Source organism: Streptomyces sp. NBC_00076 (assembly GCF_045041235.1).
Classification (GTDB): Bacteria; Actinomycetota; Actinomycetes; order Streptomycetales; family Streptomycetaceae; genus Streptomyces.
The window spans coordinates 2603754-2623348 of record NZ_CP108242.1; the positions used below are offsets into that span (position 1 = coordinate 2603754).

Below are 19595 nucleotides of genomic sequence, written 5' to 3' on the forward strand. Positions count from 1 at the left end.
TGCGAAGACCTATGTGAAGGTCTGCACGGATACGTACCGATCTTCGTTGATCCCAACTGGCGCCGCTCGACGTGCTGTTGCCAGCAGTGTGCCACGGCCCTTCACCGCGTCACACAGCACTCTGCATTTTTCAGAGTGACACTTGCCAAGTGTTCATGGCGGGGCGATAGTGGCAAGCGTGATTCCGCCCGCGCCCTTAGGAACAGACGCCGCAGCAGGCCGCCCCCTCGGCCTCGGTGCCGATGGGATTCCCCCCGCTCGAGCCCGTTCGAGAGCGGACGAGGGAGTGGGCCCCGAGCCGGCCGCTGCCGAGCGCCGGTTCCGGTTCGAGCTGGCCGCGCATCCGGGTTCTCCCGCGCAGGCCAGACGCCTGACACTGGCGCGCCTGACGGGCTGGGCGGTCTGCGCGGACACCTGCGACTCGGCGGCCCTGGTGGTCACCGAGCTGGTCACCAACGCCATCGTGCACACCGCGAGCAGCCGTGTGGTCTGCGAGCTGCACGACGGTGAGGACCTGGTGCGGATAGCCGTGCGTGACGAGGGTTGCGCGCCGGGTGAGCCTCACCCCTCACCGCAGCGGCCCGAGGAGGAGCAGGGGAGGGGACTGCTGCTCGTCGACGCCCTCTGTCACGCCTGGGGAGCCCATGAGCACGGCCCCGGTCTGCTGGTCTGGGCGGAGCTCCCTCGCAAGGGCGACATACCTCGCGAGTCCTCCGACCCCCGCAACGACCTGGGCTGGGGCGCCCGCCCGAAGCCGGGCCCGTCCGGCAGCCCGGGAAGCGCCGCCGCGCCCCAGGCGCACGCCGGCGCCGACCTGAGCGTGGATGCGCCTGCGGACATGGAGCAACGTCACGGCATCGCACCCGAGACCGGTGGCACTGCGGGTACTCGGCAGCACGGGACGGAGGCCGAATGGGCATAAGGGCGCGGGCCGGCGGCGGCCCGGTACTGAGCCTGGACACACTGGTCCGGCTCGGACACGGGCCGCGCACCTCTCAGGCCCCCCGGCGACTGTCCGTACCCGAGGGCATGACGGCCCCGATGGGCTGTGACGCGGTGGTGGTGCCCGCGCGGTTCGGGCCCCGGCTGATGCCGCGGCTGCCGCGGGTCGGGTGCGTGTACGCCGACGAGGCGCACTGGTGGTGGATCGTTCCTGCAGACTCCGACTTCGCCCTGGAGTGGCCCGCCCCCGCGCAGTACGCCGCCGGGGCGGTCGTACCGGACGCTCCGACCGAGCCGGGTCTGATCCACCGGCCGGAGGGGACCATTCCGTACACCCCGCCGATACCGCTCTATCTGGCGCTGTGCCGGCTGACGGGCACGACGCCGACGTGGTCGAGACCGGTCAGCGCGTAGGTCGCCTCCAGGCTTCCACCGCAGGCCCCCTCCCCTTCCTCCTCCCCTTGACCCTCCTCTTCTCGCCCCTCTCGGCTCCCCCTCTACGGACGTGCGCCTGCGCCTCACCGGATGTGCGCCCGCGTGCCCCGACCGCCGCGGCACACGCCCTGCCCGTGACGAGTCCGCCCCGCGATAGTGGCCGTTCGTCCACGATCAGGGGAGGTCGACGGTGGGAAAGACGCGCGACGCGGATCAGGGCGGCGCGGGCACACCGGAGGTGTCCGAGTCGGAGCAGCTGCTCTTCGGCGGACCGTTGCGCTACGACATGGGCTGGAACTCGCACGCGGACGCGTTCCTGGAGCTGAACTTCCGGGCCATGGTGACCCGTCTCCCGTCCCTGCTGACGGCGAGCTTCCGTCTCGCCTGGCAGGCCGACCGACGGGCCGCCCGGACCGTGCTGGCCGCCGAGGTGGGCCGAGGTCTGACGCAGGCCGTGAGTCTCCTGGCCGTCAACAGCGTGCTGGGCCGGCTGATCGGCGGCGGCGTCCTGGAGGACCGGTTGCGCGGCGCCGTCCCCGCCCTGGTGGTGATGGCCGCCGCGATGCTGGTCGGGGCGCTGCTGCGGGCCGCGTCGACCTACGCCACCGGGGGGCTGGAGCCCAAGGTGGAACGGGTGGCGACCGAGCGCTATCTGGAGCGGGCGGCGACCGTGGAGCTGGCCGCGATCGAGGACCACGCCTTCCACAAGCTGCTGGACACCGCTCAGTACGGCGCCTCGTCCGCCCGGCGGATGATCTCGTACGCCACTCGTGTGGTGAACGCGATGATCTCGCTGATCGCGGCGGCGGGCGTGCTGACCGTGCTGCACCCCGCGCTGCTGCCGCTGCTGGTGACGATGACCCTGCCGAGCGCCTGGAGCGCGCTGACCATGGCCCGCCGGCGCTACGAGTCCTTCCACGCCTGGGTGCAGCACGCGCGCGCGGGGCGACTGCTCGGCGCCCTGCTGATCGAGCCGGAGGCCGCCCCGGAGATCCGCGTGCACGGTGTGGGCCCGTTCCTGCTGCGGCACTTCCGCGCGATGTCGGAGACGGCGGAGGCGGAGCAGGCCCGCCTCGCCCGGCTGGCGGCCCGTACGGGACTGATCGCGGCGGCCTGGACGGGCCTGGCCACGGCGGCGACGTACGCCACGCTCGGCGGACTGCTGCTGGCGGGTGCGATGGCGCTGTCGGTGGCGGGGACGGCCGTGATCGCCATCCGCACCGGCTCGCAGAGCCTGGACACGCTGGTCGTGGAGGTGAACGCACTGCACGAGGAGGCGCTCTTCGTCGGCGACCTCCAGCGTCTTTACGTCGAGGCTGCCGAACGGGCGATCCCGGTGGGCGGGGTGGCCCTGCCGGCCGAGCCGCGCGAGATCCGGTTCGAGAACGTCTCCTTCACCTACCCGGGAGACGCGACCCGTCCCGCCCTCGACGCCGTGACCCTCAGCTTCCCGCTCGGCAAGATCGTGGCGCTGGTCGGCGAGAACGGCTCCGGCAAGACGACCCTGGTCAAGCTGCTGGCCGGGCTGTACGCCCCCGACGGCGGCCGGATCCTGTGGGACGACGTGGACGCCGCCGGCGCCGACCGGCACCTGCTCGCAGAACGGGTCGCGATGGTCGCCCAGGACTTCAAGCGGTGGCCCTTCACCGCCCGCGTCAATGTGGCGGTCGGCCGTTCCTCGGCGCCGCTCACCGACGAGCGGCTCACGGAGGCGGTCGCGGAGGCCGGGGCCGAGGAGGTGGTCGTGGATCTGCCGCGTGGTCTGGACACCCTGCTGGCCCGCAACTTCAGCGGCGGCCACGAGCTGTCCGGAGGTCAGTGGCAGCGGCTGGGGATCGCCCGGGCCGCGTACCGGCGCGCACGCATCCTGATCGTGGACGAGCCGACGGCGGCCCTGGACGCCCGGGCGGAACTGGAGGTCTTCGAGAAGATCCGCGCTCTGGCAGGCACCGGGCAGACCGTCATCCTGATCACCCACCGGCTGGCTTCCGTCCGGCACGCGGACCTGGTGCACGTCCTGGAGCAGGGCCGCCTGGTGGAGTCCGGCACACCGGACGAGCTACTGGCGACCGGCGGGGTCTACGCGGAGTTGTACTCGCTCCAGGCGGCACAGTTCACGGCGAAGATCCCCACGCGGGCGACCGCCCGGACGCCGCAGGTGCCGGCCCCGAAGGCGGGCTGACCTCACGCGACGGCGTCGGCCGCCTCACCGCTGCGCACGATCACCAGGAACGTGTCCGTCGCGAGGTCCATCACGACCTCGGCGGGCAGTCCTTCAAGTCGCCGAGCGTGCGCGAACTCCTCCGCCGGCCACGAGCCTCGCGGCCCACCTGCGGGAAAGCGTTCGAGCACTGTTCGCCCGTTCACCACCCTGCACCTCCAGAAAGCGTCGTACTTGTAGGAGTTAACGCCTTCCAGGGGGTGAACGGGTCGGTCAGTTGCGGGACTGAGACGTACTCGACACCAGTTCAGCACGCAGCGTGAGAATCCGGTTACCGAACGGTCACTTCCGCCACCTTTCGTGTCGCATCCCGCACTCATAGTGACACCGAAAGCGCTCACTGTCCGCAGGCGCCTCGCATGCCGACGCGCGGGCGATCTTCCGCGGCCGCCCTCGGACACGTGCTTTTTCAGGTGTCGTAGTCCTGGATGCGCCTGCCGTGGCTCCGGTCGACGAGGGTCGGCAGCCGCTCCGCCAACTCCGTCACCACCGCGGGGACGTCGATCGTCAGCAGTTCGCGGTCGCGCATCAGGATCCTTCCGTCGACGATCGTCGTACGGACGTCGGCGGAGCGGGCGCTGTGCACGAGGGTCGCGGCGAGGTCGTGGACGGGCTGGGTGTGCGGGCCGGTGAGGTCGACGAGGACGAGGTCGGCCCGCCGGCCCGGCGCGATGCTGCCGACGGCCTCGCCGAGACCGACCGCCCGGGCACTCTGCAGGGTGGCGTGGTGCAGGGCCCGCCGGGAGGTCAGCCAGCGCGGGTCGCCGGTCGTGGACTTCTGGACCAGTGCGGTGAGCGCCATCGACTCCCACACGTCGAGGGAGTTGTTGGAGGCCGCTCCGTCGGTGGCGAGCCCGACGGGCACCCCGATGTCGTGCAGGGCGCGGACCGGTGTGGTGGTGGGCCAGGCGAACTTGAGGTAGCCGCGGGGCGCGGTGGCGACGGCCGTACGCCCTTCGGCGCCTTCGAGGAGTGGGAGGTCGCGTTCGACGATGCCGGTGCCGTGGGCGAGGAGGACGTCCGTGTCGAGGATCCCGGTGCGCTTGAGGACCTCGATCGGAGTGATGCCGTGCCGGGCGAGGCTGGTGTCGGTCTGCTCGCGGTTCTCGGAGGCGTGGATGTGCACGGGAAGGCCGTGCGCGTGGGCGAGTTCGGCGGTGGCGGTGAGATCGGCGTCGTCCACGGTGTAAGGGGCGTGCGGGGCAAGGGTGGTGGTGATGCGGCCGTCGGCACCGTCACGGTGTCGTAGCGCGAACTCCAGTGACCTCTCCCGCCCTTGGGGCCCTTGAGAGGAGAAGTACGCCTCCCCGAGGTGGGCGCGGATCCCGGTCTCGGCGACGACGGCGGCCACCGCGTCCATGGCGAAGTAGTGATCCGCGAAGCAGGTGACGCCGCCCCGGATCATCTCGGCGCAGGCGAGCCTCGCCCCCAACTCCACGTCCTTCTCGGTGAGGTTGGACTCCATGGGCCAGACGACGTCGTTGAACCACTCCTCGGTGGGCAGGTCCTCGGCGAGGCCGCGCAGGGCGACCATCGGGGCGTGGGTGTGGCAGTTGACCAGCCCCGGCAGGGCGATCTGGCCGCGCGCGTCGAGACGTTCACCGGCCGGCCGGTCCGCGACCGCGGCGGCGGTCGTCACGGACGCGACGAGTCCGTCCCGTACGACGATCGCGGCGTCCTCCTCGAACCCGATCCGCTCTTGATCGTCGTGCACGAGGACGGTGCATCCGGTAATGATGAGATCAGCGGGAGAGCCACTCATGACGCCAACGTACGACGCCGTAGTCGCCTGGCGTGAGCCGAACCGCGCATCCCGTCACGGCTCTGTCACCTCCTTGGCCGGACCGGCACCCTGGCCTCACCACAGCCCGCCCGACGGCTTCTGGAAAGGAGCCCGGCATGCTCGTAGGCACCTGGAACCTGGAGAACCTCTATCGTCCCGGCGGCCCGTTCGGCCCCGAGGACAAGGCCGCGTACGAGGCGAAACTGGCCGCCCTCGCCGCCGTGATCACAGAGCTCGACCCGACGCTGCTGGGTGTGCAGGAGGTCGGGGAGCCGGAGGCGCTGCAGGACCTGACCGAGATGCTGCACGGCGACTGGAGCGTCGCGCTCTCCCGGCACCCGGACCCCCGGGGCATCCGGGTCGGCTTCCTCAGCCGTACGCCGTTGCGGGTGCTGTCGGACACGAACGGCTTCCCGGCGAAGCTGCGTCCGGTGCAGTCGGACGACGACGGGGCGACGGTGGGGCAGGCGGGCCGCGGCTTCCTGGCGGTGGAGGCGGACACGGAGATCGGGCCGCTGCGGGTGGCGGTCACCCACCTCAAGTCGAAGCTGCTGACGTATCCGGGCAAGCGCTTCCAGCCGCACGACGAGGGCGAGCGGGCACGGTACGGGGCGTACGCGCTCTACCGGCGGGCGGCGGAGGCGACGACCCTGCGGGCCCTGGCCGACGAGCTGCTGGCAGGCGAGGGCCGCGAGCGGGACGTGGCGGTGCTGGGCGACCTGAACGACGAGGTGCAGGCGGCGACCACCCAGATCCTGGTGGGCCCGCCCGGCTCGGAGATCGGCACCGGCGGCTTCCAGACGCCCGACCGGGGCGACGCGGTCCGGTTGTGGAACGTGGCCCCGCTCATACCCGCCGAGCAGCGCTACTCCCGCATAAACTTCGGCCGCCGCGAACTCATCGACCACGTCCTGGTGAGCCACCGCCTCGTCCACCGGATCACGAAGGCGGGCACGGGCCTGCCGGACGACGGGGCGCCGCGGCTGCCCTCGGTGGGACCGGATCCGGCGGAGCGGCGCGGGGAGCCGGGGTCGGATCACGCACCGGTGTGGGTGCGGGTGGGATAGCGGTGCGTGGCCTCAGTGCGACTCCGGAGCCATAGCCCTTGAGTCACCCCGCCGCGGGTAGATCGGGCATCCGCAGGCCCCCGCGCCCGCCCTCCTTCGCCAACTCGGCCAGCAGTTCGGTGAGGCGTTCGGTGTGCCGCGCGGTGAGCCGGCCGGTGTCGTCGAGGTGCACAGCGCAGGCGGTGGTGGTGTCGACGAGCCGTTCGAGGGTGGTGGCGATCTCGTCCGCGCCCTCCGAGTGCCGGGCGAGAGGCGGGAGTTCGGCGGCGGCGAGGGCAATGGCGGTGCGGGCCTCGGCGAGGGCCCGGTAGGCCTCACGGCGGAGGGTCCAGCGGACGGCACGGCTGTCGGAGTCGGGGTCGGAGTCGGTGCTGGGGTCGGTGCCGGCGGTGGAGTCGGTGGCAGCGCGCAGCCGTTGCAAGCTGGACTCCCCCGATGCGTGGGCGTCGGACTCGCGCGGCGCGGGGTCGTCGGACTCCCGCAGGACATGCGCCAGGTACGCCCGTGCGGCGGCTTCCGCCGTTGCGAGCCGGGAGCGTACCCCGCCGGCCCGCTGTCCCGGCATCGGCAGGTGGCCCACGATCAGCACGATCGCGCAGGCCAGCAGCGTCTCCCCGATCCGGCCGGCGGAGGCCTGCGGCTCGCCGCCGACCATCACCAGCGCCAGCACGAGGACGGTGACGACGGCGGTCTGCGCGGCGAAGTGCCGGGTGGCGACCGGGATGAGGGCACCGCTGACGGCCACGAGGGCGATGAGCCCTTCCGGCCGGGGCAGCACCATGGCGAACCCGGCGAAGACGAGGGCCCCGAGGACCGTCCCGGCCGCGCGGCACAGGACACGCGAGGCGAGTGGCCCCAGGTCGGGCTTGACCAGGAAGACGGTGGTGGCGGGCAGCCAGTACCAGTGCTCGTGCAGCCCGTACCAGCGGGCCTGGTGCAGGGCCTGGGCGACGCCGACGCTGGCCCCGAAGCAGAGGGCGACCCGCAGCCCGTACTCACGCCCCCCGACCCCGAACACGGTGCGCAGCAGGGCCCCCGTGCCTCGCCTTCGGGTGTGCAGGTCGGAACCCTTGGCCCGGTCGAAGGCCTCGGCGGCGTGCAGCAGGGCGTCGTCCAGGGCGCGCAGCCCGGGCGCCGACCGCGACGGCGCCGGCAGAGGCCCGGTGTGCGTGTTGTCGCGTACGGCGGCGGCGAGGCGCCGGGGCCCCGCGGAGGACCGCGCGGAGACGTCCTCCCCGGCCCAGGCCAGCGCGGTCGCGGCCTCGGCGAGCGGTAGCGCGGCGGCGTACTGCGCGTGCAGCCGGCGTTCGGCCGCCGAGCTGGCGTAGCGCCGCAGCCGGGGCCCGGCGAGCGCGTCCTGCGCGTGATCGAGCGCGGCGGTCAGCGCCACGCGGCGGGAGGTGGCGTCGGGTGTACCCGCGGCGTCGAGAAGCGCCGCCACGGCGTCGTAGACGGCGGCGACGGCCTTCCGCTCGCCGTCGAACCGGAAGTCCCCGACGAGGCCGCCGGGCGTGGGCAGAACCAGCCGCAGCCCGAGCAGCCACCCGGCCCCCACCAGGTAGGCGAGCGCCCGCTGCCACCCCGGCTCGGGCAGCGGCATCCCGGCTCCGATGGCGGAGGCGACGAGCCACTGCGTCCCGGCAGCCGAGGCGACGGGGCCGACGGCACTGACGCCCCCGGCGACCAGCCCGACGAAGGTGAGCAGCACGGTCAGGGCGACCGCCCCGACCTGCGCTCCCGTATACGTCCCCATGAGCAGCCCGCAGGCTCCGGCGAGCGCGGGTACCCCGATCCGCCGGACGGAGGCCCGTCGGCTGCCGGGGCGGTCGTTGATCCCGGCCAGCATGGCGGCGATGGCCGCGACGACCCCGAGGGAGGTACGGCCGACGAGCACGGCGGCGAGAAGCACCGGCCCGGCGGACAGCGCGCCCCGCACGACCGCGTTCCAGGGCACGGGCCCGCGCTGGGCACGGAAGGCATGGGCGAGCCAGGGCGGAAGGGGCAGAGCGGCGGGGCGGGACACGGGGCTCCTGTCGTCTGGACGAGGCGGGGGTGAGCCTGCGGGCGACGGTGGCCGGGCTGGGGGTCTGGGCCGTGGGGGGTGCGGCCCGTGTCTCCACGGTAGATCGCGGTCTTGGAGGAGATGGAACGGATGTATTTCGGCGATGTGACGATTGTGGGCAGGGGCGGTTTCTTTATGAACGCAATTGCCGGTGACGGGTGCTGGAGTCTGTCGGCGCCTGAAGCTGCCGGAGCCGGAAGCTGCCGGTGCCGGAATCGGTCCGTGCGAAAGGGAGCCGCCCCCTGGAAGACCGGAAGAGAAGCGGGCCCGGAGGCGTAGCCTGCCCCCGGGCCCTGTCGAGCCGCCATATGCACACGCCGGCACGCTTGAGGGCTCAGGTCAGTCGTGATGTCGTCGCGTCCTGCCTTTGGACCACCGCACATCGAGCTGTGCGGGCCGGACTTGAACCGGCAATTCGACGTTCTGGAGCCTGAGCCCGGTCGATCCGGCGATCGGCGGCGAATACTGAGTCTGGAGCGAGAGTCTGAGATTGAATGCGATCCGCCCCTGATGTTCTGGCGGGTACGGACCGCTTCGTCACGACAAGCTTCAGATTCAGCTTGCGCTCCTCGCGCACCCCGGCCACCAGGGCCGGGGAGTCATTGTGGTGTCCGGCGCCCCGGACAGGGGGTTGCTTTATCCGAAAAGGTAGCCGAAGACAGCGTCCCCGACCCGCTGGTCGACGACGTCCGTGCCGTTCGCCTCTTCCCGGGCGAATTTCACGGCCTGCTGCACTTTCTCCACCCGGTCGAGGAGTTCATTGACCCGACGTGCGGGAAGGGCTCCCGAGAACTTCACGGTCGTCCAGTACCCGACCGGGATGTCCTCGTAGTAGACCTCGACCTGCGCCGGATGCTTCTCGGTCGCGTCCGCCTTCACATGGTTGCGCGGCACCTTCTTCGTCCGCAGCGTCCGCACCGGCTCGGTCTTCCACGCGTCCGTGGACGGGTCCTGCGTCCACGACTCCGACGCGTCGAGGACGGGCAGCTTCCGTACGAAGGTGTGGAGATCCACGAGCTGCTTCTCGAGGAAGAGCAGATAGGACACGGGCACGTCGGCGAGCAGTACCCGCCCGTCCACCGTGACGTCCGCGCGGGCGGCGCAGTTGGACCAGTCCTTCGTGGCGGTCACGTCGAACAGCCGCGTCAGGGTGGTGGCGGTGTCCCGCAGCACGTCCTCCGCCTTCACCTGCACCCGCGTCGACTCGGGCGGCAACTGCTCGCCCTCCTCGTCCTTCGGCTGGTAGGTACGCGAGATTCCGGCCAGCAACGCCGGCTTCTGCAAGCCGTGATGAGCCGCCGTCAGGTCCTGATGCGCCTTGGACTTGATGCCCTTCTCGACTGCGATGATCTGATTGAGTTTCGCCACGACGGAAACGGTAGCGGCTTCAACTCCGCGGCCTCAAAGCATTATTTCTCGAAGAGACGCCGGGCTTTTTCCACACCTCTTGCCAACGCCCCCGCCAATTCACCGGGATCGGCGCTGTTGAGTTCCGCGATGACGCCGTCGACGCCCCGCAGTCCGGCCCGCTCCAGCAATCGCTTCTCGTTCGTCACCCACTCCCCGCGCGCGGCGAGCACACCGTGGCCCGCCTGTGCGGCGGCCGTGGCGATCGCGCCGGCGACTTCCGTGAGGCGGCCCGCCGGGGCGTGGTTGGCCTCGGCGTACGCAAGGGTGGCGAGGGCGGTTCCGTGCCACCGCTCGGCGGCGGAGGTGCGAAGTTTCTCCGGGTAGGCGGCCGGGCGGGGAAGTTCGCCTCGCAGCACGCGGTTGACGGCCAGCTCGGCGACGACCAAGTAGCTGGGAATTCCCGCCAGATGGAACAGCAGGGGCTCCACCCGGAAGCGTCCCTCCTCCGCCTCCGCCAACTCGTGCTCCACCACGTCGAGATCGCGGTAGTGCACGTCTACGCGCTGCCCGTCGATCGTCAGCCACGCTCCCCCGTTGAACACGCCCCCGCCCCAGCCGCCGATCTCGGAGACCTCGCCCTCCCAGCCGAGGGCGCGCAGGTCGGCGGGCTCGAAAGGGCCGCGGTAGTAGACGGCCAGATCCCAGTCGCTGTCGGGCTTGTGGGTGCCCTGGGCTCGGGAGCCGCCGAGGGCCACGGCCCGGGCGGTCGGGAGGGCGGCCAAACGGTCGGCTGTGGTGCCGAGGAAGGCGGGGTCGGAGAGGGTGGGGTCGGGGCGGGTCGGCATGACGGAAGCGTACGTAGGGCACCGTACGGCGGGTCGGGCCCCGGGAAATTCGGATGCGGTTCCGGCCAGGGATCCGGATGATCGGCGGGTTGTCCACCGCCCGGCTCAGGAGCTCACGTGATCCAGCGCGTCACCGTCCCCGCCCTCTTCCCGCCGCCGGTCTACTCCCACGCCTCCGTCGTCGAGGCCGGCACCAGGCTTGCGTTTCTCGCCGGGTCGGTACCGCTCGACGCCGACGGGAAGTTGGTCGGCGCGGGAGACCCGGTGCGGCAGGCCGAACAGGTGATCGCAAATCTCCGTGAACAACTGCGCGCTGTCGGGAGCGACCTGGACCATGTGGTGTCGACCGACGTGTACGTCGTGAGCGGTGAGCCGGCGACGCTCTCCGCCGTCTGGGGTGTGGTCGAGGCGTCCGCGCTCAGTACCGGGCCGCACTCGTCGACGCTGCTCGGCGTGGCCTGCCTCGGCTACACGGGGCAGTTGGTGGAGATCACGGCGACGGCCGTGGTCCCGGAGGCCCAGCCCGCAAGCGAGTCCGAGGATCATCGAAGTGGGTGACCAGGGAAGCCGCCGTCCGCGCGTCGATGCGTCACGTGACCGCCACCTGCTCCCGACGTCACCTCGGCGGCGCCCGCCGTTCTGGGCCCCGACGTCACCCCACCAGCACCCGCCGTCCTGCACCCTGACGTCACCCCACCGACGGCGGCCCCCACACGCGCCCCTTCGGCACCGGCTTCGCATAGCTCCCCGCGCGGCTCGTCGTCAGGCCGAGCGTGACCAGGGACTCCGCGAGCTTGACCGCCGCGGCGACCCCGTCGACCACCGGAAGCCCCAGCTTCTCCCCCACCATCCGCTCCAGTCCGGTCATCCCGGCGCAGCCCAGCACCAGCACCTCCGCCCCGGCGCGGCACGCCTGCTCGGCCGCCGCCAGGAACGCCGCCTCCGTACGCGCCCGCTCCCCGCGCCCGTCACCCGCTCCGTCACCGAGGTCGAGGACACTCAGCCCCGTGCCCACGACGGCGGCGCAGTTGCGCCCCACACCCGCCAGTTCCAGGCTGTCCTCGATCTGGCCGCACGACCGCTCCAGCGTGGTGACGACCCCGTACCGGCGTCCCAGCAGGCAGGCCAGATGGGCCGCGGCCTCGGTGATGTCGACCACCGGTACGTCCACGAGCTCCCGCGCTCCCTCCCGTCCGTGCTCGCCGAAACCGGCCATGACCACCGCGTCGTACGGTGGGCCCTGGTAGGTGCGCAGCAGGTCGATGACCGCCGCGGCCGACAGATAGCTGTCGAGCCAGCCCTCCGCGGACTCGGGTCCCCAGGCGGGGGTCAGCCCGGTCACGATGGTGCCCGGGCCGGCCGCGGCCCGGGCACCTCGTACGATCTCCTCGGTCATCTCCTGCGTGGTGTTGCAGTTGGTGACGACGATCCGCACGTTTCTCAGACCTCCACGGACTTCTGGGACACGGCCACGGAGTCGGCCGCGCGGTCGGCACGGCACAGCGCCACGTACAGTGCGGCGGCCAGCGCCGTGCCGATGAACCAGGAGTACGGCGCGACGTCGCTGAAGGTCTTCACCAGCGCGAGCACCGCGGCGACCGCCGCCGAGGGCAGGAACGCCCACAGGGCCTTGGGGTTGACGCCCCTGGCGTAGTAGTAGCGGGATCCGGGCCGGCCGTCGAACAGTTCGTCGACGTCGATGCGGCCGCGCTTGACCCAGTAGTAGTCGACCATGATCACGCCGAACAGCGGGCCGAGGAAGGCGCCGAGGCCGCCGAGGAAGTAGTTGACGACCGTGGGGTTGGAGAAGAGGTTCCACGGGGTCACCAGCAGCGCGACGACCGTGCTGATCATGCCGCCGACCTTGAAGGTGATCTTCTGCGGCCAGACATTGGCGAGGTCGTAGGCCGGGGAGACGAAGTTGGCGACGATGTTGACGCCCATGGTGGCGATGGCGAAGGTCAGCGCACCCAGTACCAGCACCCACGTGTTGCCGATCTCGGCGACGAGGTAGGCGGGGTCGGTGATCTCCTTGCCGAACACCTCGTAGGCTCCGGCGGTGACGATGACCGACACGATCACGAAGGCCGTCGAGTTGACCGGCAGCCCCCAGAAGTTGCCGCGCCGGACCGTCTTGTAGTCGGGTGCGAAGCGGGAGAAGTCGCAGAAGTTGAGCATCAGGGTGCCGTAGGTGGCGAGGATCAGGCCCACCGCGCCGAACCACTGCCGCCACTGCTCGCCGACGGAGACCGGGTGCGGGGTGCTGGTGAGCGAGATGGTCCAGCCTGCCTTGGCCAGGATCCACACGGCCAGCGCGATCATCACGACCCAGATGGCCGGTCCGCAGAAGTCCTGGAACTTCCGAATGGACTCCATGCCCTGACTCATGATCGCCGCCTGGACCAGCCACAGCGTCACGAACGACACCCAGCCGAGCGCGTCGAGCCCGAGGAACGGGCTGTGCGTCCAGGACTCCAGGCCCGGCCAGGCCGCCAGCAGCATCACGTTGACGGCGATGGAGGCCAGGTAGGTCTGGATGCCGTACCACATGATGGCGATGACGGCCCTGATCAGGGCGGGGATGTTGGCACCCCAGACACCGAAGGCGATCCGGCTGACCACCGGGAACGGGACGCCGGTGCGCTGCCCGATGCGGCCCATCATGTTCATCCCGGCGTAGATGATCACGAACCCGACGAGCAGGGACGTGAAGATCTGCCAGACGTTCATGCCCAGGAAGAGCAGTCCGGCTGCGAACGTGTAGTTGCCGAGGTTGTGGACGTCGGACATCCACATGGCGAAGAGGTCGAAGACCTTCCAGTTGCGCTTGCCCGCGGGGGCGAGGTCTTCGTTGGTGAGCCGCGGATCGGGGACGAACGCTGCTGTGCCGGTGGCTTCGGCAGAGTCGGCGAGGGACACGGGGGCCTCCATGAGCGAGTGGAGCCGGCGACGCGTTTGGTATACCAAACTGCCGACATGGTCCTCTCGTCAACCGTTCCGACCGATGTCGCTGTTGTTAACGCTCCGTAAAACACCCTCGGAGTCGGCGAAGATGGGCCCATGAGCTCCATGACGAAGATCGAGCCCCTCGGCGCGGTACGCGAACGCGTCCTGGCCACGCTGCGCCAGGAGATCATCGCGGGCCGTCTCGGCCCCGGCGACCGGCTGGTCGAACGGGAGCTGGCCGAGCGCTTCGGGGTCTCGCGCGTCCCGGTCCGGGAGGCGATCCGCGCCCTGGTCGCCGAGGGCTTCGTCCACTTCGAGACCCCGCGCCGCACGGTCGTCCGCCGCCTGACCCCGAACGACGTCAAGGAGCTCTTCGAACTACGCGAGGCGCTGGAGGTCTACGCGGCCGGACTCGCCGCCGCCCGCGCCACACCCGAGGACCTCGCCGAGGTCGAGGCACTCCTGGACGTGGCCGCCACCGCGACCGAGGCGGGTGACGCCGAGGCCATCACCGACATCAACAGCCGCCTGCACGACCGCATCCTGGCGATGGCGGGCAACAGCCTGCTGATCGAGGCCCTGGAACCGGTCGCCGGCCGCCTGCGCTGGATGACCCGACGCAACGAGGAGTGGCCCCAACTTCTCGTGGAGCACCGCGAGTTGTACGAGGCGATCGCCTCGGGCGACCCGGAGCGGGCACGCGCCCACGCACTCACGCACGTTCAGACCAACTACCGCTCGACGGTACGGCAGTTGTTCGGGGACACCGGCGAACTCTCCTAGCGGGCCGCGTACTTGTCCGTCGCCGCCATGAGCGCCTCCGCCATGCTCGGCGCTCCCGCGTTGTGGCCCACGTCGTCCACGACGACCACCTCACTCCCCGGCCAGGCGTGATGGAGCCGCCAGACGGTGCCGAGCAGGTTGCCGAGATCGAGGCTCCCCTGAACGAGGGTGCCCGAGATTCCCTTGAGCAGCGGGGCGTCGCGCAGGACGACGCCCTCGTCGTTGCCGTCGCCCAGGAAGTGGTCGTTGCCGAAGTAATGGGTGACCGTCCGGGCGAAGGCCATCCGGAACACCGGGTCCTCGTACCGCGGGACCGAACGCGGCGGTGCGGGCACGATCGCCGTCTCCCAGTCGGTCCACGCCCGCGCGGCCCGCTCCCGCACCGCGGCATCCGGCGACTCGATCAGCCGGTTGTACGCCGCCGCGAGATTCCCGTCCCGCTCACCGGCGGGCAGCTCGCCGACGAACCGCTCGAACGGCTCCGGAAAGATCTTCCCGAGCCCCTGGGTCAGCAGGGCCACTTCGGCGTTCGCCGCGGTCGCGATCCCCGTCAGCACCAGCTCGGACACCGCCCCCGGATTCGTCTGGGCGTACCTCAGCCCCAGCACCGACCCCCACGACACGCCCCACACCAGCCACCGCTCGATCCCTAGGTGGCGGCGCAGCAGCTCCAGGTCGGCGATGAGGTGCGGGGTCGTGTTGACGCTCATGTCGGTCTCGTACACGCCGGCGTGCGGCGTCGAACGCCCGCAGCCGCGCTGGTCGAGCAGCACGATCCGGTACACGGCGGGGTCGAACAGCCTCCGGAAGTACGGCGTACAACCCGAGCCCGGCCCGCCGTGCAGCACCAGCGCGGGCTTGCCGCGCGGGTTCCCGCAGGTCTCCCAGTAGACGCGGTTGCCGTCGCCGACGTCGAGCATGCCGTGGTCGTGAGGTTCGATCTCCGGGTAGAGGGCCATCCGGGGACCCTAACCGTCGTACGTGTCCCCGTCGCCGCATTTTCAGCGCCGCAGGTGGGGTCACGTCGCGGCGCGTCAGGTCGGCTCGCCTCGGGCCGGGCCGGGGAGTCCGGCCGCCTCGGCCGCCGTCCTCAATACCTCCCGCAGCATCGCGGGCGTGAGGCGGCCGGTGAAGGTGTTGCGCTGGCTGACGTGGAAGCAGCCGAAGAGCTCCAGGCCGTCGAGCGGAACGTGCGTGCCGTGGCCGAAGGCGGGGCGCGGCCGGGGCACCGTCCAGCCCGCCTCGGCGAACGCAGGCAGCGCGGCCTGCCAGCCGAAGGCGCCCAGGACGACCACGGCTCGCAGGGTCGGCCGCAGCAGGTTCAGCTCCTGGACGAGCCAGGGCCGACAGGTGTCCCGCTCCTCGGGGGTGGGCTTGTTGGCGGGTGGGGCGCAGTGCACCGGCGAGGTGACCCGCACCCCGTGCAGCTCCAGGCCGTCGTCGGCGGAGACCGAGGTGGGCTGCGAGGCGAGCCCCACGTCGTACAGCGCCTCGTACAGCACGTCTCCGGAGCGATCGCCGGTGAACATCCGGCCGGTGCGGTTGCCGCCGTGCGCGGCCGGAGCAAGGCCGACGATCAACAGCCGGGCGTCCGGCGGACCGAAGCCCGGTACCGGCCGGCCCCAGTACGTCCAGTCGGCGAAGGCCGCGCGCTTGACGCGGGCCACCTCCTCCCGCCAGGCGACCAGCCGAGAACAGGCCCGACACCCGGCGACCCGCTCGTCCAGCCCTGCGAGCCCGGCATGCTGGACAGGTCCACCGGAGCCGACGGGGTCGACGGCTCCACCGGGTCCGCCGAGTCCGCCGGGTCCGCCGGGGTCGACGGGTCCGCCGGGGTCGACGGGTCCGTATTGTCCGGAACGGCCGCTGGTGTCCATACCCACCACCGTACGAAAGCCCTGGCCTCCACCCCGATCCGGTCCACCGGGAAAACCCTCCTGGCCCCGCGGCCCGGGGTACTAAGGTCGCAAGCATGGCTGTGGAGCACGCGGACGACGACAGGACGAGCGGGACGACCGGCCCGGACCCGAACCGCCGGACCGGCGATGCCGCCGCCGCGGGCGCGACGGGTGCCGACGGGAACAGTCCGGAGTCCGCCCCGGCCCCCACCTCGGGTGCCGGACCGCAGGAGGGGGACGCCAAGATCGCCGCCGCCGTGGCCGCAGCGGAGGCGGCCGGTCCGAAGACCGGTGAGACCGTGCGTCTCGACAGCTGGATCTGGGCGGTCCGGCTGGTCAAGACCCGTTCCATGGGAGCCACCGCCTGCCGGGGCGGCCATGTCCGGGTGAACGGCGAGCGGGTGAAGCCGGCCTACTCCGTGCGCGTCGGCGACGAGGTGCGGCTCCGCGGAGAGGGCCGGGAGCGGATCATCGTCGTCAAACGGTTGATCCGCAGGCGGGTCGGCGCCTTGGTGGCCGCACAGTGCTACGTCGACAACAGCCCGCCGCCCCCGCCCCGCGAAGCCATCGCCCCGGCCGGTATCCGTGACCGAGGCGCGGGCCGCCCGACCAAGCGCGACCGCCGCGAGCTGGAACGCCTGCGAGGATTGCTCGGCGGCGACCACCCCGAGGATCGCTGACAGCAAAGTCCACGGACAGCTCGTCCCCGATCGGACCTCACCGGCGGCGATCTGACGACGAACGTGACCGTCAGGCACAGCGAACAGCGACCCGGCGGAGCAACCCCAACAACAGCGGCGACGGTGGCTTCCGGGGAAGAGAAGACCCGGACACCACCGCCACCGCCGTCACCGTCGCCGTACGGTCGTCGCACAGCCGCGGCTCGCCCCCCCCAGATCACGGGGATCGCGGGGCTCACCCTGCCTCACGCCTGTCGTCGCACCAGCCGCAGCAACCGCGTGTTGCTGTCCCGCCGCGCCCAGGCGATCAAGGCGAGCGGCACGATCAGGATCAGCGGTGTCGCCGCGTTCTCTCCGCCGAAGACGGTGACCTGCACGACGAACGCGCCCACCATCAGCGCACTCAGCGCCACGGCCGCCACCGACTGGAGCACCGGGATCAACAGCGCGATTCCCCCGGCCAGTTCGAGGACACCGATGGTGTACATCCCCGCACTGCCCCAGCCCATCTTGTCGAAGCCCTCGACTGCCGACGGGTGCGCGATCAGCTTGGGCAGCGCGCTCGCGATCACGTAGAAGAGGGCGAGGACCACCTGAAGGCTGCGCAGGGCGATCCGGGCACGGCGCCCGCGGGCGGTCGGGGACTCGGCGACGACTGTGCCGGAGGTGGCGGCGGGGGTGACGGCGGGGACGGGGGCGGTGGTCTCGGACATCGGGTTCTCCTGTGGGAAGCGGTTCGTTGTGCTGTCACAGGGATAGACCGAGCCGTACTCCGAAACTCATCGCTGTACCGTGCCCCGAACCCCTGTGCAGTGCCCCGAAAGCCTTCGCCGTCTCGCGCGCGAACTCACCGCCGCTGCCCCCGAACTCACCGCCGCACGGCACGCACCCAGATCCGGTCCTCCGTCAGATACCTGTCGACCTTCAGTCCGGCCTCCGCGAGCGCCTCCTCGAACTGTTCCTTCGTCAGCGGACGGGCCCGGAACGTCTGGGTCCAGCTCGCGTCCGGAAACTCGTACTCCGCGTGGACCGCGTTGACCCCGTCGCCGAGCGGCTCCGAGGAGGCGATCCGTATGGTGAAGCCGGAGGGGTCGATCCGTTCGCGCGGCACGTTCGTGTGGTAGTCCTCGCCCTCCCGCTGGATCAGCACGCAGCCGTCCGGTGCGACATGTCGGACGCAGGTACGCAGCAGCCCCTGCCGCACCCGGACGTCTCCGGTGTGCACGAGGAACGACGCGAGCGTCACCACGTCGAACGTCTCGCCCAGGTCGAGGTCTTCGATGGGGCTGCGTATCGTGCGCGCGCCTTGGACGCGCTCCAGCATCTCGGCGGACTCGTCCACCGCGGTGACCGTGAAACCCCGCTCCAGCAGGGGGTGGGTCATGCGCCCGACGCCGCTGCCCAGTTCCAGGATGCGCGCCCCCGCCGGCACGGCACCGGCGATGATGTCCGGCTCGGGCCCCACCGGAAGCCGTGCGTAGAGCTCGACCGCACAGCCGTCCGGAGTGATCGCCCCGGGGCCGGTCCCCTCATGTCCCGCTCGCATTTTCAGCTCCATGCCCGCCCAACGGCCCGCATGGGCACGGCCGTTCCCGCCTCGCACACATTCACCCGTCCGAGTGGCGCTCAGGGGCATCGGCACCAACTCGCCCTCACCGTGCGGTGGTTCACATCGGGAACCAGCCGTGCCCGATGTACCAGTGCCCGCCGGCCCGCAGGTGGTCGCCGACGGCCCGTTCCACGGACGTCCGCCGCGGCAGGCTCTCGACCGGCAGCTCCGGGTCACCGAACACGAACTGGACCGGTTCCGTGTCCGCCGGCGCCGTGTCTTCGCGGGCGACCCGGAAGCGCTCCTGGAACCGGACGACGTTCGAGTCCTCGGGCAGGTAGCTCCGCAACTGCGGGTCGAGCAGCCAGGAGTGGCAGAGCACGGTCCGGTACGTCTCCTCGGGGTAGTGCCGCGCGAAGAACTCGCCGGCCCGCGCCAGCGAACGGTCGCAGGCGGCGGGTGACAGCGGGCCACGGAAGTCGGGAACATGCAGGTTCAGACAGGGCGTGCCAGGGGCCACGTCCAGTCCGGCCGCCGCGAGCACCGGAGCCGTACGCTCCCCGTGCCGCGCCCGTTCGAACTGCAACCGGCCCAGTTGGTACAGCTCACCCCGGAAGTGGTGGATGAGCCACCGCGGGGCCTGCACCCCGGCTCGTCCGTGCCGCCTGCGGTACACGGCCATGTTCCGCCCGAGGTCGGCGAGGGTGCGCCGGGAGACCTCGGCGGGGATGCCCCGCTCACGGTGGTGGGCGCGGGTGTGGGGAAGCGCCGCCACGAACACGTACGCGGGGAAGCAGCGCCGCAGGGCGCCCGAGGCCCAGTCGAGCTCCGGCACGTCGACCGCGGCGCCGATCTCCCCCATGTCACGGACGAGTTCCTCGACCGACGCCTCCAGGAACCGTCGCAGCTCCGGGTCGTCGGTGACCCTGCGGCCCATCCGGACGAGGTCGTTGATGTCCTCGTGCGGAACGGCCAGGTCCAGCAGCACCTCGGCCAGCTCATCGGCATCCGGAAGCACGCGACGACCCCCTGTT

At 71.4% G+C, this 19595-nt stretch carries 19 protein-coding genes; 7 read left to right on the forward strand and 12 right to left on the reverse strand.

From position 1 onward, the window contains the following. The first annotated feature begins 142 nt into the window (after positions 1 to 142). The 3 genes from OHA64_RS11910 to OHA64_RS11920 all read left to right on the forward strand — a co-directional run bounded on the left by OHA64_RS11910 (position 143) and on the right by OHA64_RS11920 (position 3559). Positions 143 to 922: an ATP-binding protein gene (locus OHA64_RS11910; protein WP_405611957.1), complete on the forward strand. Its 780-nt coding sequence runs from the start codon at positions 143 to 145 to the stop codon at positions 920 to 922. Next, entirely contained in the window at positions 913 to 1356 is a 444-nt protein-coding gene (locus OHA64_RS11915; RefSeq protein WP_405611959.1) for a hypothetical protein, read from the forward strand. Before OHA64_RS11910 ends, OHA64_RS11915 begins: the two co-directional genes overlap by 10 nt. A 307-nt stretch (positions 1357 to 1663) precedes the next feature. Then, positions 1664 to 3559: an ABC transporter ATP-binding protein gene (locus OHA64_RS11920; protein WP_405623945.1), complete on the forward strand. Its 1896-nt coding sequence runs from the start codon at positions 1664 to 1666 to the stop codon at positions 3557 to 3559. A 2-nt stretch (positions 3560 to 3561) separates the two neighbouring features. On the opposite strand, the gene OHA64_RS11925 is transcribed toward OHA64_RS11920, so the two are convergent. Both OHA64_RS11925 and OHA64_RS11930 read right to left on the reverse strand, forming a co-directional pair. Continuing rightward, positions 3562 to 3747, reverse strand: a complete 186-nt coding sequence (locus OHA64_RS11925; protein WP_405611961.1) for a hypothetical protein — start codon at positions 3745 to 3747, stop codon at positions 3562 to 3564. 260 nt (positions 3748 to 4007) lie between these two features. Beyond that, positions 4008 to 5360, reverse strand: a complete 1353-nt coding sequence (locus OHA64_RS11930) for an amidohydrolase (RefSeq protein WP_405611963.1) — start codon at positions 5358 to 5360, stop codon at positions 4008 to 4010. 137 nt (positions 5361 to 5497) lie between these two features. Here OHA64_RS11930 and OHA64_RS11935 point away from each other — a divergent pair, with 137 nt between their 5' ends. Continuing rightward, positions 5498 to 6448, forward strand: a complete 951-nt coding sequence (locus OHA64_RS11935; protein ID WP_405611965.1) for an endonuclease/exonuclease/phosphatase family protein — start codon at positions 5498 to 5500, stop codon at positions 6446 to 6448. 43 nt (positions 6449 to 6491) lie between these two features. Here OHA64_RS11935 and OHA64_RS11940 read toward each other — a convergent pair whose 3' ends face one another. The 3 genes from OHA64_RS11940 to OHA64_RS11950 all read right to left on the reverse strand — a co-directional run bounded on the left by OHA64_RS11940 (position 6492) and on the right by OHA64_RS11950 (position 10705). Beyond that, positions 6492 to 8471 carry an FUSC family protein gene (locus OHA64_RS11940; RefSeq protein WP_405611967.1) on the reverse strand — a complete coding sequence of 660 codons (1980 nt, stop codon included), beginning with the start codon at positions 8469 to 8471 and terminating at the stop codon, positions 6492 to 6494. 675 nt (positions 8472 to 9146) lie between these two features. Then, positions 9147 to 9878, reverse strand: coding sequence for a hypothetical protein (locus OHA64_RS11945; RefSeq protein ID WP_405611969.1), 732 nt, complete (start codon positions 9876 to 9878; stop codon positions 9147 to 9149). Between the two features lie 41 nt (positions 9879 to 9919). Beyond that, a complete protein-coding gene (locus tag OHA64_RS11950; RefSeq protein WP_405611971.1) occupies positions 9920 to 10705 on the reverse strand; it encodes a nucleotidyltransferase domain-containing protein in 786 nt (261 codons plus the stop codon). A 117-nt stretch (positions 10706 to 10822) separates the two neighbouring features. Here OHA64_RS11950 and OHA64_RS11955 point away from each other — a divergent pair, with 117 nt between their 5' ends. Continuing rightward, a complete protein-coding gene (locus tag OHA64_RS11955; protein ID WP_405611973.1) occupies positions 10823 to 11263 on the forward strand; it encodes a RidA family protein in 441 nt (146 codons plus the stop codon). A 130-nt stretch (positions 11264 to 11393) separates the two neighbouring features. Here the strand turns inward: OHA64_RS11955 and OHA64_RS11960 are convergent, their stop codons facing one another. Beyond that, entirely contained in the window at positions 11394 to 12140 is a 747-nt protein-coding gene (locus OHA64_RS11960; protein WP_405611975.1) for an aspartate/glutamate racemase family protein, read from the reverse strand. A 5-nt stretch (positions 12141 to 12145) separates the two neighbouring features. Next, a complete protein-coding gene (locus OHA64_RS11965; RefSeq protein ID WP_405611977.1) occupies positions 12146 to 13624 on the reverse strand; it encodes an NCS1 family nucleobase:cation symporter-1 in 1479 nt (492 codons plus the stop codon). Between the two features lie 141 nt (positions 13625 to 13765). On the opposite strand from OHA64_RS11965, the gene OHA64_RS11970 reads away from it, so the two are divergent. Then, entirely contained in the window at positions 13766 to 14434 is a 669-nt protein-coding gene (locus tag OHA64_RS11970; protein ID WP_405611979.1) for a GntR family transcriptional regulator, read from the forward strand. Here OHA64_RS11970 and pip read toward each other — a convergent pair. Together pip and OHA64_RS11980 are read right to left on the reverse strand one after the other, a co-directional pair. Beyond that, the gene (gene pip, locus OHA64_RS11975; RefSeq protein WP_405611981.1) at positions 14431 to 15393 is read right to left on the reverse strand and encodes a prolyl aminopeptidase; all 963 of its coding nucleotides are present in this window, start codon (positions 15391 to 15393) and stop codon (positions 14431 to 14433) included. The two genes, OHA64_RS11970 and pip, sit on opposite strands and share 4 nt — an antisense overlap. Before the next feature lie 75 nt (positions 15394 to 15468). Continuing rightward, complete coding sequence (locus OHA64_RS11980) at positions 15469 to 16311, reverse strand: uracil-DNA glycosylase (protein ID WP_405611983.1); 843 nt, start codon at positions 16309 to 16311, stop codon at positions 15469 to 15471. 95 nt (positions 16312 to 16406) lie between these two features. On the opposite strand from OHA64_RS11980, the gene OHA64_RS11985 reads away from it, so the two are divergent. Next, complete coding sequence (locus OHA64_RS11985; protein ID WP_405611985.1) at positions 16407 to 17012, forward strand: RNA-binding S4 domain-containing protein; 606 nt, start codon at positions 16407 to 16409, stop codon at positions 17010 to 17012. A gap of 245 nt (positions 17013 to 17257) precedes the next feature. On the opposite strand, the gene OHA64_RS11990 is transcribed toward OHA64_RS11985, so the two are convergent. From OHA64_RS11990 to OHA64_RS12000, 3 genes are all read right to left on the reverse strand, one after another. Further along, entirely contained in the window at positions 17258 to 17725 is a 468-nt protein-coding gene (locus OHA64_RS11990) for a DoxX family protein (RefSeq protein ID WP_405611987.1), read from the reverse strand. A gap of 155 nt (positions 17726 to 17880) precedes the next feature. Then, positions 17881 to 18558, reverse strand: a complete 678-nt coding sequence (locus tag OHA64_RS11995) for a class I SAM-dependent methyltransferase (RefSeq protein ID WP_405611989.1) — start codon at positions 18556 to 18558, stop codon at positions 17881 to 17883. Between the two features lie 121 nt (positions 18559 to 18679). After that, a complete protein-coding gene (locus tag OHA64_RS12000) occupies positions 18680 to 19579 on the reverse strand; it encodes an acyltransferase domain-containing protein (protein WP_405611991.1) in 900 nt (299 codons plus the stop codon). Between the last annotated feature and the right edge of the window lie 16 nt (positions 19580 to 19595).

Bases quoted from the DNA above. Each gene is read 5' to 3' on its own strand.
- OHA64_RS11915 (WP_405611959.1), top strand. From the start codon at position 913: ATGGGCATAAGGGCGCGGGCCGGCGGCGGCCCGGTACTGAGCCTGGAC.
- OHA64_RS11920 (WP_405623945.1), top strand. From the start codon at position 1,664: ATGGGCTGGAACTCGCACGCGGACGCGTTCCTGGAGCTGAACTTCCGG.
- OHA64_RS11930 (WP_405611963.1), bottom strand. From the start codon at position 5,360: ATGAGTGGCTCTCCCGCTGATCTCATCATTACCGGATGCACCGTCCTC.
- OHA64_RS11935 (WP_405611965.1), top strand. From the start codon at position 5,498: ATGCTCGTAGGCACCTGGAACCTGGAGAACCTCTATCGTCCCGGCGGC.
- OHA64_RS11950 (WP_405611971.1), bottom strand. From the start codon at position 10,705: ATGCCGACCCGCCCCGACCCCACCCTCTCCGACCCCGCCTTCCTCGGC.
- OHA64_RS11970 (WP_405611979.1), top strand. From the start codon at position 13,766: ATGAGCTCCATGACGAAGATCGAGCCCCTCGGCGCGGTACGCGAACGC.
- pip (WP_405611981.1), bottom strand. From the start codon at position 15,393: ATGGCCCTCTACCCGGAGATCGAACCTCACGACCACGGCATGCTCGAC.
- OHA64_RS11980 (WP_405611983.1), bottom strand. From the start codon at position 16,311: ATGGACACCAGCGGCCGTTCCGGACAATACGGACCCGTCGACCCCGGC.
- OHA64_RS11985 (WP_405611985.1), top strand. From the start codon at position 16,407: ATGGCTGTGGAGCACGCGGACGACGACAGGACGAGCGGGACGACCGGC.
- OHA64_RS11990 (WP_405611987.1), bottom strand. From the start codon at position 17,725: ATGTCCGAGACCACCGCCCCCGTCCCCGCCGTCACCCCCGCCGCCACC.
- OHA64_RS11995 (WP_405611989.1), bottom strand. From the start codon at position 18,558: ATGCGAGCGGGACATGAGGGGACCGGCCCCGGGGCGATCACTCCGGAC.